The organism is Chryseobacterium culicis (assembly GCF_900108365.1).
Lineage (GTDB): Bacteria > Bacteroidota > Bacteroidia > Flavobacteriales > Weeksellaceae > Chryseobacterium > Chryseobacterium culicis.
This window is the reverse complement of record NZ_FNWQ01000001.1, coordinates 840,888-854,431: the sequence shown is the minus strand read 5'-3', so window position 1 is coordinate 854,431 and position 13,544 is coordinate 840,888. Positions and strand designations below refer to the sequence as shown.

Sequence of the window (13,544 nt, the reverse complement as noted above, 5' to 3'; positions counted from 1 at the left end):
ATTTACCATATATTTTCAATGGTCTGATGAATGGTATTAACGGTAAAAGTTTCTCCTGCTTTTTTACCATGCATCACTTTCACCAAGGGCGATTCCGCTGAAACCGTCATGATTTTCTGATGATCAGAAACGATTTCTCCCATTGAAACAGCGATATAGAAGAGTCCTTTGTCGGTTTTCACCAACGATCCGTTCTGCACTTTTTCTGTAGGATCGGATGTTAATTTCTGTAATACAGTCTGCTGGTTCAGTACCTCGTTAAGCTGTCTTTGCAGATTATTAATTTCCTGCTGAAGCATTTCCCGGCCGGTTTCATATTTATCTCCCATTGAGCTTTTCGTGTCGTTGTTGGAAGCTCTGGTTTCTGCAATAAGATTCTCAAAGTATTGGATTTTGTCAGCAGCTTTTGTTTTAATGATATTGATTATTTCCTGTTTATTCATTGCATGATCGTTGTTTTATGATGAATGGTAAAAACCACCCCGTCAAAATCATAGATTTTGACACCCCTCCAGCGGAGGGGAATTCAGTGCCTTTAAAGACTAGTTATTAAGATTTACAGTTTCAGCTAAAATTTCAAAGGCTTTACGGCTTATTTTTCAAATACGGCATAATCTGAAACTTTGAAGCTGAAGTCTTTTCCGTTACTGAAATCTCTTCTCGTTTTATCAAAAACATTTCTGAACGTTCCCGATACATGCTCATCTTCTATTGAAAAGTTAACAGGTTCTTTGGACATATTCAGAACAACCAGCACTTCATCTTTTCCGTTTTTTCTTACATAAGCAAGAATCTTGTCGTTTGCTGTAGTATTGAGCAGGTAGGTAGTTACATTAGGGTCACCTCCTCGTAAAGCAGGCTGGGAAGCTTTTAAATCGAATAATGTTTTATAGAAGCCTGCCATTTGGTAAGTATTGGTCCATTTAATGGCATCTTTCTCAAAAAACTCCAGTCTTTTCATATTTGGAAGCTCCTGTCCGGAATATAATAACGGCACGCCATTCCATGTGGCAGAGAATACAGCCATTGGCTTCGTGATGACTCCGTATTTTTCGTATTCGGTTCCGTTCCATGAGTTTTCATCATGGTTCGCTGTAAACCATGCTCTCATAGAAGCATCTCCGATATTGGAATATTGTCTCAGAAGATCCTTCAGTTCCTGCAGAGGCTCATTCTTTTTGTAATAATCGGCAGATTTGTGCATCCATTTCCATGAATAGCTGGCATCGAAAACTTTTCCATATTCAGGGCTTTCCAGTTCATCAAATTCTCCCAGCCAGAAAAGAGGTTTTATTTTTTCTACTTCGGGGCGTGCCTGTTCCCAGAAATCTACTTCAACCCATGAAGCGAGATCGCATCGGAAGCCATCAATATTGGTTTCCTTCACCCAGAATTTCATCGCATCAATCATTGCATGGCGCATTTCCTGGTTTTTATAGTCGAGTTCAATGATATCGTCCATTCCTGAAGCGATATGGAATTTACCGTCCGGATCTTTCAGATAAAATTCAGGATGTGTTTTTGTCCATACATGATCCCAGCCCGTATGATTGGCTACCCAGTCTATGATTACTTTGAATCCTAATCTGTGTGCTTCATTCACCATATCTTTGAAATCCTGCAGAGTACCGAACTCAGGGTTGATGGAAGTGTAATCTGCTGCCGCATAAGGGCTCCCCAGGCTTCCTTTTTTGTTTTGCTGGGCAATTGGAGTAATGGGCATAAACCACAGTGTTTTTACCCCCATGGATTTCAGACGGGGCATTTCTTTGGCGAATGCCTTGAAAGTTCCTTCCTGAGTATATTGTCTTACGTTTACTTCATAGATATTGGTAGTGTGTTTCCAATCTTTTGGCAGTTCTGTCATCTTATTTGTATTTTTTCGGGTAGTACAGGAAACAATTCCCAGACCAATTACAGCTAATAAAATTAATTTTTTCATCCAACTATTTTTAACAAAAGTAAGAATTGTTTTTTGGCTGGAAAGCGGAAATGATGAAATCAGCGTATTTGTAAATTTTCTTTTGGTTAACTTTTGGCTATAAAAAAGCCCCGGAACAAAATCCAGGGCTGAAATATTTTTGTTGACTATCTTTCGTCATCATTGTCATCCTCATCATCAAAGACATCGTCATTGTAATCTTCTTCTTCCTCATCATCAAAGCTATCGTCATCTTCATCTGAAAAATTTCCGCCGGCAACGAAATCATCATCAAAACCAAACTCGTCATCTGCCAAAGGCATTGCTGATTTCTTTTTGGATCCTCCCGCACTTCCGTTTTTGCTAGGGGCCTTCAAAGGAACGTTTCCAAATCGGTATACCGTAATCGGATAATTAACTCCTTTTGTTTCTTCAATGACTTCTACCAGCTCACAGAAGAATTCCCAAAGATCAAGAAGCCCATATTGGAACTGTGCTTTGTCGCCTACATTTTCAAAAGCCTCGTCTATGTACACATCTGACATAATCTCACCATCACCATCATCACTCATATCTTCTAGTGGGACACTTTTTACGATTGTTCCGTCATTTTCTAACAGATTAAAAGTAGAAAGCTCGTCGCCCTGCAGACTGAATGCACTTTTAATTCCTAAATGTAAGTTCCATAACGTTTGCTTTCCCTTAACTTCGACATCACGGAAAATATCCTCTTTCGCATCTAATATTACGCGGATTTTGTAAACCATATCAGTTTCTTAAATTACTTTTTTGCCTTTATAATTATGATAAATCTCTGTTGCAAATATATAATAAATGACATGTGACAAAAAAATATTTCAGGATTTTTTAAAATATTTTTTTTTCTTACATTTTGCCGGAATTATTTACTTTTCTCAAGCATAAAACTGAACTTTGTGCCTTCGAGGTACACACTTTCTACGGTAATATTTTCGTTATGTGCTTCAAGGATGTGTTTTACGATAGCCAAACCAAGTCCGGAGCCGCCTTCTCTCCTGCTTCTGCTGGTTTCTACACGGTAAAATCTTTCGAAGATTCTTGGAAGGATTTCAGATTTGATTCCCATTCCGTTATCTATTACCTCGATCAGCACCTTATTTTTCAGGACACTGGTTTTTACGATGACTTTTGCTTCCTGTCTGTTAGCATAATGAATCGCATTGGAAATAAGATTAATGAAAACCTGCGAAATCTTTTGTTTATCAGCCTCCACAAAGATCTGCGGATGAAGGGTCTGAATCTGTAAGGTTGTATTTCTCTTTTCAGCTTCAAGATCAAGGAGATCAAAAATTTCTTTGATCAGAAAGTTAACATCAAATTTTGAAACGGTAAGATTGATCTCTCCTGCTTCCAGTCTGTTGATCATATCCAGATCTGTTACAATGGCGATAAGCCTTTCTACCGATTTATCAATTCTTTCAAGATACTTGTCCCGGATGGTAAGGTTATCCACTCCGCCATCTCTTAAGGTTTCTACATATCCCTGAATAGAAAACAAGGGTGTTTTCAGCTCATGGGAAACGTTTCCGATATATTCTTTACGGTAGCTTTCCATTTCCTTCATCATATCAATTTCTGATACCTGCTGCTGATTGAAATCTGAAAACCTTTCTCCTAATTCTTTAATGGTGATATTTTCGTCATGATTCTGTACAATTTCCTGCGGAAGAAATCCGGAAAGCCCTTTTACCTGTTTTCTGCTGTAGTAACTGAAAAGGAGCTCCAGTACTACACAGTTGATCAGAAAGATCAGGACAATACAGATGAAAAGACCCGTTTTGAATAAAGGGGTCTCGTAATAGATATCTTTCAGTGAATCGAATACGATTACCAAAAGGAACATTACCAGTGTCAGAAGACAGGAGGCAACGAGGGTAAGTCTGTAAAATTTCAATTTTACAACGTTTTAATGATTAAACGTAAAGTTAAGATTTTTAGCGAATTAAACAATCAGTTTATATCCAATCCCCTTTAATGTCTGAATGGTATTGATTCCCAGTTTTTCTCTCAGCCTTCTGATATGAACATCTATAGTTCTTTCGCCTACAATCACATCATTACCCCAAACCTTTTCCAGAATTTCCTCTCTCTTGAAAACCTTTTCAGTATTGGAAGCCAAAAGGTAAAGTAAATCAAACTCCTTTTTGGGAAGAAGAAATTGCTGGCCGCTTTTGGAAACTCTGAAATTATCTTTGTCAATAACCAGGTCCCCGATTTCGATGAGTTTTGCATTGTCAGACACCTGAGAGGTAAGCTGTAATAATGCATTTACTTTAGAGATAAGGATTTTCGGTTTGATCAGTTTTACGATATAATCATTGGCACCTGCCTGAAAACCTGCTAACTGAGAAAATTCTTCGCTTCTTGCAGAAAGGAACACAATAAGTGTTTTTTGAAGTTCTTTCACTTTACGAAGTTCCTGACAGGTTTCTATACCATCTTTTTCAGGCATCATGACATCTAATAAGATAAGGTCCGGAACAATTTCCTTTGCTTTTTCTATCCCTTCGTTACCATTGGTAGCCGTATAGATATCATACCCTTCTTTTTCCAAATTGTAAGACAGAATCTCTAAAATGTCCAGTTCATCGTCTATTAAAAGAATTTTTTTGCTCATCTTCTAGTTTAAGAATTCCCACAAAATTAATTATTTCAATTGATTTCATCTATCTGCCGAATGTTAAGTATTTATTAAAAAACCACATTTTAAGATAAAATTACAAAATCAATAAAAAAATTAACAAATAAATACACACAAATCAAATATAAGGAATATTACTTAAAATTAAAACAAAAATTATAATTATATAAATAAAACATCAATAATTATAAAATCAATTCACCCGTTAATACAAACTTCACAATTAATTAAGATTATCCTAAAGTTTTCCTAAAAACTTAGCCTTTATTTTGCCCTTGAAAAAGAAGTAAAAGAAGTAAAATGAAAAAACAACTCCACAAGAGCATTATGCTACTTGCCTTGTTTTCTGCTGGCTATGCTTTTGCACAAAGCCAGATTTTGGAAGGTAGGGTATTGGACGAGAAAGATAATACTCCTATAGAAGGGGTAAAAGTAAAAGTAAATGGCCAGGAAGTTACTACTGACATTTCCGGATACTACTCTATCAACCTGTCCCCTGGTACCAATTACATTGTAACGGTAAGTTCCAATGGGTACAACAGAAAAGAGATCAGCGAGGTTATCATCAAGAATGAAGGTAATACTCATCTTGATATCGTTCTGGATAAGCCCTCCACTAAAGAGAAAGAAATTGAGGGAGTTGTCATAAAATCCAACGCGAGAAAAGAAACCATAGCCTCAACCATAGGTTTACAAAAGAACGCAGGTGTAGTTTCTCAGGTGATCGGGGTCGAAGCTATTAAAAGAAGTCCGGACAGAAACACGGGTGAAGTTCTGAAGAGAGTTTCCGGGGTGAGTTTATCTGAAGGAAAATATATTGTAGTAAGAGGTTTATCAGACCGTTATAACCAGGCGATGCTGAACGGTATTCAGCTATCCAGTACTGAGCCTGACAGAAAGACTTTCTCTTTCGATCTTTTCCCTGCCAACGTTATTGAAACACTTGTCATCAACAAAACTTTCATCCCTGAATATACGGGAGAATGGGGTGGTGCATTGATTCAGGTGAATACTAAGGATATTCCTAACAAAAACTTCTTCAATGTACAAGTAGGTGTAGGAGGAAATACGGCTACTATGGGACAGGAATTCCATATGCAGAAAGGAGGGAAATGGGACTTTTTAGGAATTGATGACGGTTACAGAAAGCTTCCTACCAATATGCCTGCCAAAAATGCTTTCAGTATTCTATCTGAAGCTCAGAAAACAGAAATCGGTAAAGGATTTACAAAGAATCTCGGATATAACAGTATTGGTTACCCAGAAAACATAAGCTTACAGTTAGACGGAGGTTTCAATACGAAAGTATTTGGAAAAGATCTGGGGGTAATTGCTGTTTTAAACTACACGAACAACAAAAGGAGAACCGAGTCTACCAACCGTTTCTTTACCATCAACGACCAGCTTGCTGATACCAACTTCGATTATTTTACAGAAAAATACAGCAATGATATTATTTTAGGAGGAATGCTGAACCTGGCTTTAAAGCTGAACAATAACAATAAAATCTCCTTAAAGAATATCATCACGAATAATACCGTGAACCACATGTCCTTTAGAACTGGTAAGGATTTTGAATTTGATCCGATCAACGGTACCAATATCATGGCGAGGGAGATCGGATTTAAGGAAACTACATTCTATAACTCTACCCTTACCGGTACCCATAAAATAGATGCTCTTGGGGGACTGACTGTTAACTGGTACGGCAGCTTCGGGATCCTGGACCAGTACATTCCTCTGCTGCAGCGTTTACAGTATAACCAGTACACCAACATGACCGGAAGTCCTTATTTAGCATTGATTTCCAATGGTCTTTCTCAGAAATCAGGAAGTGTATTCTACTCTACTCTAAGTGATTATCTGTATAATGCAGGAGGTGACATTTCCAAGACATTCACGATGTTTGGGCAGAAACAAACAATCAAAGGCGGTTACTTATTCCAGGTAAAAGACAGAATCTACAACTCCCGACCATTCTCTGTAAGGCTTGAAAATTTCAATCAGGGATTACTTTCTCAGCCTTTCGAAACCATTTTCAATCCGGAAAATTTCGGAGGTAACGGAGGATTTACATTTGATGAAATCGCCGGAAATCAGTACCGATATATTGCTAATACGATCCTTAATGCGGGATATTTACAGTTTGACAATAACTTTACTCCATGGTTAAGAGCGGTTTGGGGATTAAGAGTTGAAAACTTTGACCAGCTGGTTGGAAGCACGAAGAAAAGCGATGACCGTTTTGTCAATACCCGTGTTACAGACTTTTTACCTGCTGTTAACCTGACATTTAAGGTAAATCCTAAGATGAACATCCGTCTTGCAGGTTCACAAACTGTGGTAAGACCGGAATTCAGAGAGGTTTCTCCTTTAGCCTATTATGATTTTGACCTGGGAGCTACTGTAATCGGGAATAAATCTATCGAAAGAACTAAAATCACAAGTGCCGACGTTCGTTGGGAATATTACCCAAGAAACGGAGAAATTATCTCTGTGGCAGGTTTCTACAAAAACTTTAAAAAACCTATCGAATTATACTTCAACCAGTCTGGGGTAGGAACCAGTAATACCTTCAACTACCTGAACGTAGATAAAGCTGACGCTTACGGGGTGGAAGTAGAAGTAAGAAAAAAGCTTGATTTTGTAAGTGCTCTTAAAAACTTTACGCTGGGTGGAAACGTAGCATTAATCAAAAACAGGGTAACGGACGAAACGACGAACATTGACAGGCCAATGCAGGGGCAATCTCCGTACACTGTCAACGTAAGCCTTCAGTATGATACTGAAAAATCAGGATGGTCTTCTACCGTATTATTCAACATGATCGGAAGAAGGATCCTTTATGTAGGAAACGATCAGGTACCACCAATCTGGGAAGCACCAAGACCGCTTCTTGATTTCCAGCTTGCTAAAAAAATATGGAACAATAAAGGTGAGATCAAGCTGAATGTTTCAGATATCCTGAACCGTCGTGCCAAATTCTACCATGACCTGAATGACAACGGTAAGTATGACAGCAAAGATGCTCTTGCTATTGAAAGGCTTTCAGGTACCAATATCAGTGTAACGCTGGGATACAATTTTTAATTCACTCAATAAAATAATCTAATAAATAATTTAATTCTTTATAACATGAAAAAGTTCGTTTTATATTCTTTAATGCTTGGCGCTCTAGTATCAACTACCGCATGTAGAAATATAGAAGAAGATGGACCTACCATTATTCAAAATGGAGGTAACGGAAACGGAGATACTGAAAACCTTATTCTTTCAGGAAAGATCACTTCCAGCATGACGCTTAAAGCTAACAAAATTTATAAGCTAAGAGGACTAGTATATGTAACCAACGGCGCTACTTTAACGATCGAGCCAGGTACAAAAATTGTAGGTGAGGCTGATAAAAACGGAGCTTTAATCATTACAAGAGGAAGCAAAATCATGGCAGAGGGAACTGCTGCCAACCCTATTATCTTCACTTCTGAAAAACCAAGTCCTAAGAGAGGTGACTGGGCAGGAGTAGTAATTTTAGGAAATGCTCCTACCAATGCTTCTTTCGGAGGTGCCAACGGAGTTGGAGAGATTGAAGGAGGAATCAATAACTCTGAAGGTCTTGGACTTTATGGTGGAAATAATGCTGCTGATAACAGCGGTGTATTAAAATATGTAAGAATAGAATATGCAGGATATGCCTTCTTACCGGATAAAGAGATCAACGGACTTACGTTCGGGGGGGTAGGTAACGGAACCAAAGTAGATTACGTAGAAGTGGCTTATGCGAATGATGACAGCTTTGAATGGTTCGGAGGAACAGTAAACTGTTCTCACCTTATCTCTTACAAGGGTCTTGATGATGACTTCGATACTGATAACGGTTTCTCAGGAAATGTGCAGTTTGGTATCGCAGTAAGAGATGCTCAGGTGGCTGACGTTTCTGGTTCTAATGCTTTTGAATCTGACAATGATGCTAACGGTTCTACACTGACTCCTCAGACATCCGCTACATTCTCTAACATGACGATCATCGGGCCAATCAACTCTGCGGCTCCGGGATCTATCAATGCATTATTCCAGAATGCTTTACAGATCAGAAGAAACTCTTCTATCTCTGTATTCAATTCTGTATTCACAGGATTCCCTGTAGGTTTATTCATTGATGCTACGAAAGGTGCTCCAACGGATAACAATATTGTAGGTAACAAATTATTCTTTGAAAACAACATTTTAGCAGGAAATACAACGCCTTTAAAATTCGGACCTTCTACTTCTACTCCTACAACCTATACATTAAACGATCTTACAACATGGTTTAATGCTAAAGGAAACACCATCCTTGCTTCTACTGCGGATGTAAAACTTGCCGGTGCATGGGCTCCTGCAGGAACTACACCAAACTTTACACCTACTACCGGTTCTCCGTTATTAACCGGAGGAGCATTTACCAATCCTAAACTAGCAAGCTGGTTTACACAGGTAACGTACAGAGGTGCTGTAAAAGATGCTAACGATACCTGGTATGCAGGATGGACCAACTTTAACTTATAACAGTATATAAGTACTTAGATTTAATTTCAATAGAGGCCTTCGGAACTATTTTCCGGGGGCTTTTTTTAATGGTAATCATTGAATATGGCAGTTATCTCCCGAAGTTAATGTTAAGTGGTGTTCACATTGTGAAAATTAAAAACTGTAGTTTGAACCGTTATTTCTTTTGTTCGACCACAGATTTTCGCAGATTATCACAGATTAATAGATTTTGGCTAAAGCCGGAGGAGTTTTTTATTAGGTTTAAACGGGCTCCCTTCGACTATGCTCAGGATAATAGCCCGTTATTATTGAATATAAGAAATCATAAAATTGATATTACAGCATCACAAATTCTCAAATCACGAATCTCAAAACCTCGAATCCCCCACCCGAAACCTCATCATTCATCATTTATAATTTAAAAAAGCCACCAGAAAACCTTCCGATGGCAGTTACAAAAAACAAGTGTATAAAAAATATATACTTCAGATTAATTTCGCCAGAATAAGTTCCCGTCATTCATCAGGGCTTTTATTTCTGAAATTCTGGAAACGGCTTCAGCAGAACATGAAGCATCTGTAAGAACAATGGCGGCTTCATCACCCGCTTTTGGCCATTGCTGCTTTCCTTTTTCATCCAGAGGAAGAATACTTTGCGTGGCAAACTGTAAGGTTCTGGACAATGCGTATTCTGTGGCATAGCCATACAGCTCTGCGATCAGATTAGCTTTCTGCAGCATATTTCCGGATCCGAACGTACTCCAGTAATCCTGCACATTATCATTTCCGATTACTACATTCACCCCATATTTTTTCAGGGTTGGAATAGGCATTATCTTTCCTTTAAAAGGCACGGAAGAAGCTATTCCTACATTTCCTGCGGCCAGTCTTTCTGCAATCTGCTCTGTTTCTTTAGGTGAAAGATGGGCTAAAGCAAATGCATGACTCACAAATGTTTTTCCCTGCAGTGCCGGATTTTCAATTGCCCTGTCAATAAGATAATTGATGGTCTTCATCCCGGATTCTCCGGCTTCATGCAGGTGAATATCAATTCCTTTATTGTGATCCAAAGCCAGCTGAACTGTAAAATCCATCACTTTTTCAATACTGCCGTCAATGCTTAGCGGATCCAGTCCACCGATGAATCCAACACTTTTCAACTGAGCGGCTTCTTTCATCAAAGGAGCAGATTCTGTATAATAAACGCCATGCTGCGGAAAGGCTACAAGTTCAGCTTTGAAGGAATCTTTCTTATGTTCAAGAGCCTGTTCAAGATGCTCCAGAGACTTCAGTCCCGAAGTAGGATCAATATTAAAATGAGTTCTCGCAAAATGAGTTCCGTAGTGCTGCAGCAGGCTGATCAGCTGTTCTGCCCTGCTTACTGAGGTTTTCAGCAGTTCGGGAATAATTTCCTGTTCATAAGCAATCATATCCTTTACGGTTTTCCTTTTCGGAGAAAGAGCCTGCCATGGGAGTCCATATAATGTTTTATCCAGATGGATATGCATATCCCTGAAAGCCGGAAGCATCAGATATCCTTTAGCATCTATTGCATTGGAAGCAGGAATATTGGGTCTGACAGCTTTTATTTTTCCGTCTTCAATTTCAATGCTGAAAAGATCAGTTTTAGTTCCGGTAACTTCTCCATTTTCGTATTCAAAGCCTGTTTCCAGACGGACATTTTTAAGGGAATAGGTTCCTTTTGCAGTTAATTGATAGGGAAATTGCATGATGTACGATTTAACAGTACAAAAGTAGCCCGGTCTGAAGGGAAAACCGGTGTATCAATCATGTCTTGTTTTGTACAGATTATTCTTTAAACTGGGAAGGCGTCATACCCGTCTGAATTTTGAAGAATTTGGAAAAGCTGGCATGATCATAGAACCCGAGATCATATACAATATCTTTCACGGACATTTCGGAAACTTTTAAAAGTCTTTTTGCTTCCAGTAAAATACGGTCCTGAATAAGTGACGACGCCGAAGCATTGAGATTTTTTTTGCAGACAATATTGAGATAATTGGCCGAAATATTCAGTTTATCAGCATAGAAAGAGACGGATCTTTCTGTCTTAAAATGTTCATCAATAAGATGCAGGAATTTTGAAATGATAGGATTGGAGTTATACACTTCAAAGTCTTTGAAAGCACCTTCCACAGATTTACTTACCAGCAAACCGATCATTTCGCTTCTTTTCTGAATCAGTTCCCAGAATACTTTTTGATGGGACAGTTCTTTTTCAATTTCCCGGAATTCATACAGGAAAGTTTCAAAAACGTCTTTGGAAAGTTGGATCACCGGATGATTTTGGTAATACGATGCAGAAAACCTTAATGATGGCAGAAAACTTTCAAACCACTCTCTGCTGATCATCAGCTGATATCCGATGGTTTCTTTTTCGATCACCCATTGATGTACCTGATCCGGAAAAACAAGGTGAATCTGGTAGTCCTGTACCTGATATTCTGTAAAATCTATGGTATGGGATCCGGATCCTCTCTCAAAAAGATTGATGATAAAAAAATCGTGCTTATGAGGATCATCTATAGAACGTGCGCCTGAGAGATCATTGAACAGCAAATTACAGCCTTTCAGCTGATTTTCGCTAAATTCCTGAATTCCCAAAATAGGAAAATGATCTGTATGGTAAGCCACGCTGCCTTATTTTCTCCTAAAATTACTAAAATTTATGAGAGAATAAACTAAAAAACAACCACAAAAGGAACAAAAGCTTTATCTCATCGCGCTATCTTCGGTTGCCGGCTTCATTTCCGCGACTCTTCATAAAACTTCCCTACCCTTTGTGGTCGAAAAACACAACTAGATTATATATTAATTTATTTAATCAATTCTGATTCTGAGTTAAAAGACAATGTTTCCCTCATGTACAAGGGACTTTACATCAGAAATTCTGGAAACCGCCTCTGCAGAGCAGCTTGCATCAATCAGCACAAAATCTGCCTTGTCACCGGATTTGGGCCATTGCTGGGTTCCCTGATCATCTAAAGGCAGCATATTTCCCGTAGCCAGTTTTAAGCTTCTTGACAGTAAAAATTCTGTTGAATATCCATACAGTTGAGCCATTAAGTTAGCTTTCTGAAGCACGCTTCCCGTTCCGAAAGTATTCCAGTGATCTACAATACTGTCATTTCCGGTAAGGACGGTTACATTATGTTTGTAAAGCGCCGGTATAGGCATAATCAATCTTCCGAACGGGATGGTGGAAACAATTCCGATCTTTGCTTCTCCTAATTTTTCAGCGATTTCTTCCTGTTTTGCGGTTTCTAATTTTCCCAGGACAAAACAGTGGCTTAAATAAGTTTTCCCTTTCAGAGAAGGATTTTCGTTTACCTTTTTAATCAGATATTCAACCGTTTTTAATCCGGAGTCTCCAGTTTCATGAAGGTGGATATCAATTCCTTTTTTATGATCCAAAGCAAGCTGTACTGTAAAATCTACTACTTTTTCGATAGCTCCATCTATGTTAAAGGGGTCTACTCCTCCGATAAAATCAATATCCATCTTGGCCGCTTCCCTGAGATAAGGTGCGGAATCCGTATAGAACACGCCATGTTGCGGAAAGGCCACCAGCTCAGCTCCAAAGCTTTTCTTTTTATTGTCTAATGCTTTCTGCAGATTCTTTAATGACTGAAGTTTTGAAGTAGGCTCAATATTCACATGGCTTCTCGCGTAGGAGGTTCCTTTGGACTGCAACAGTTCAATCAGTTTTTCTGCTTTAAAGGTTGAGTTCTTCAGCATTTCGGGAAGCATTTTCTGCTCCAGCTCGATCATTCCCTTTACTCCTCCCGTTCTTTTTCGCACCGCCTGCCACTGATCTCCGTAAAAAGTTTTATCAAGATGAATGTGCATATCCTTAAATGCGGGAAGCATCAGCAGTCCTTTTGCATCCACTGCTGCAGCACCAGGCTTGTTTGGGGTGATCTTTGTGATTTTTCCGTTTTCTACTTCCACATAGAACAGATCTGTTTTGGTAGAAGCCACTTCCCCATCCTCATAGTTAAAACCTGTTTCCAGACGGACATTTTTTAAGCTCATTTTTCCTTTTGCCGGAACATGATTTTCATGGAAGAAAGGTGATGCTGTCATGATATTTGGAATTAAGCTGAGCCCCGCAACTGCCATAGCCGAGTTCCGGATAAAGTCTTTGCGGGAGATGGTATTGTCTGAGGTCTTCATTTCCAATCTATTTTAATACAAAATTAAAAAGAAGCGCTCTCAGTGAAGTGTATCGTTTATTACAAAATCTGTATGATTTATGCTTTGCGTTGATTCCTTTTTGGAGCGTCTTATTAATATTTTTTCATCTTCTCTATACTATGATAAAAACATATCCACAACGCTTGTCGTTCTGTAGGAATCCAGATTATGTCGTTTTTACGCTGTTGAGACTCCTGCA

General features: G+C 38.7%; 10 protein-coding genes. 2 read left to right on the top strand and 8 right to left on the bottom strand.

Annotated elements, in window-relative coordinates; translation table 11 throughout:
- Nucleotides 1–2: 2 nt before the first annotated feature.
- From BLW74_RS03835 to BLW74_RS03815, 5 genes are all read right to left on the bottom strand, one after another.
- The gene (locus BLW74_RS03835) at nt 3–443 is read right to left on the bottom strand and encodes a GreA/GreB family elongation factor (RefSeq protein WP_089690113.1); all 441 of its coding nucleotides are present in this window, start codon (nt 441–443) and stop codon (nt 3–5) included.
- A gap of 149 nt (nt 444–592) precedes the next feature.
- A complete protein-coding gene (locus tag BLW74_RS03830; protein ID WP_089690112.1) occupies nt 593–1,942 on the bottom strand; it encodes an alpha-amylase family glycosyl hydrolase in 1,350 nt (449 codons plus the stop codon).
- A gap of 146 nt (nt 1,943–2,088) precedes the next feature.
- On the bottom strand, nt 2,089–2,688 hold the full coding sequence (locus BLW74_RS03825; protein WP_089690111.1) for an IS1096 element passenger TnpR family protein: 600 nt from the start codon (nt 2,686–2,688) through the stop codon (nt 2,089–2,091).
- A 134-nt stretch (nt 2,689–2,822) separates the two neighbouring features.
- Complete coding sequence (locus BLW74_RS03820) at nt 2,823–3,854, bottom strand: sensor histidine kinase (protein WP_089690110.1); 1,032 nt, start codon at nt 3,852–3,854, stop codon at nt 2,823–2,825.
- 48 nt (nt 3,855–3,902) lie between these two features.
- Nucleotides 3,903–4,577 carry a response regulator gene (locus tag BLW74_RS03815; RefSeq protein ID WP_002977493.1) on the bottom strand — a complete coding sequence of 225 codons (675 nt, stop codon included), beginning with the start codon at nt 4,575–4,577 and terminating at the stop codon, nt 3,903–3,905.
- Between the two features lie 324 nt (nt 4,578–4,901).
- Between BLW74_RS03815 and BLW74_RS03810 the strand changes: the two genes are divergently transcribed.
- Both BLW74_RS03810 and BLW74_RS03805 read left to right on the top strand, forming a co-directional pair.
- Nucleotides 4,902–7,691, top strand: a complete 2,790-nt coding sequence (locus tag BLW74_RS03810; RefSeq protein WP_089690109.1) for a TonB-dependent receptor domain-containing protein — start codon at nt 4,902–4,904, stop codon at nt 7,689–7,691.
- Between the two features lie 45 nt (nt 7,692–7,736).
- Nucleotides 7,737–9,146, top strand: a complete 1,410-nt coding sequence (locus BLW74_RS03805; RefSeq protein WP_089690108.1) for a hypothetical protein — start codon at nt 7,737–7,739, stop codon at nt 9,144–9,146.
- A gap of 472 nt (nt 9,147–9,618) precedes the next feature.
- Here the strand turns inward: BLW74_RS03805 and BLW74_RS03800 are convergent, their stop codons facing one another.
- The 3 genes from BLW74_RS03800 to BLW74_RS03790 all read right to left on the bottom strand — a co-directional run bounded on the left by BLW74_RS03800 (nt 9,619) and on the right by BLW74_RS03790 (nt 13,324).
- A complete protein-coding gene (locus BLW74_RS03800) occupies nt 9,619–10,857 on the bottom strand; it encodes an amidohydrolase (protein WP_089690107.1) in 1,239 nt (412 codons plus the stop codon).
- 79 nt (nt 10,858–10,936) lie between these two features.
- Complete coding sequence (locus BLW74_RS03795; RefSeq protein ID WP_089690106.1) at nt 10,937–11,782, bottom strand: AraC family transcriptional regulator; 846 nt, start codon at nt 11,780–11,782, stop codon at nt 10,937–10,939.
- Between the two features lie 207 nt (nt 11,783–11,989).
- A complete protein-coding gene (locus tag BLW74_RS03790) occupies nt 11,990–13,324 on the bottom strand; it encodes an amidohydrolase (RefSeq protein ID WP_089690105.1) in 1,335 nt (444 codons plus the stop codon).
- Nucleotides 13,325–13,544: the final 220 nt, after the last annotated feature.

Coding starts and splice junctions, on each gene's coding strand:
- BLW74_RS03835 (WP_089690113.1), bottom strand. CDS start 443: ATGAATAAACAGGAAATAATCAATATCATTAAAACAAAAGCTGCTGAC.
- BLW74_RS03830 (WP_089690112.1), bottom strand. CDS start 1,942: ATGAAAAAATTAATTTTATTAGCTGTAATTGGTCTGGGAATTGTTTCC.
- BLW74_RS03825 (WP_089690111.1), bottom strand. CDS start 2,688: ATGGTTTACAAAATCCGCGTAATATTAGATGCGAAAGAGGATATTTTC.
- BLW74_RS03815 (WP_002977493.1), bottom strand. CDS start 4,577: ATGAGCAAAAAAATTCTTTTAATAGACGATGAACTGGACATTTTAGAG.
- BLW74_RS03810 (WP_089690109.1), top strand. CDS start 4,902: ATGAAAAAACAACTCCACAAGAGCATTATGCTACTTGCCTTGTTTTCT.
- BLW74_RS03805 (WP_089690108.1), top strand. CDS start 7,737: ATGAAAAAGTTCGTTTTATATTCTTTAATGCTTGGCGCTCTAGTATCA.
- BLW74_RS03800 (WP_089690107.1), bottom strand. CDS start 10,857: ATGCAATTTCCCTATCAATTAACTGCAAAAGGAACCTATTCCCTTAAA.
- BLW74_RS03790 (WP_089690105.1), bottom strand. CDS start 13,324: ATGAAGACCTCAGACAATACCATCTCCCGCAAAGACTTTATCCGGAAC.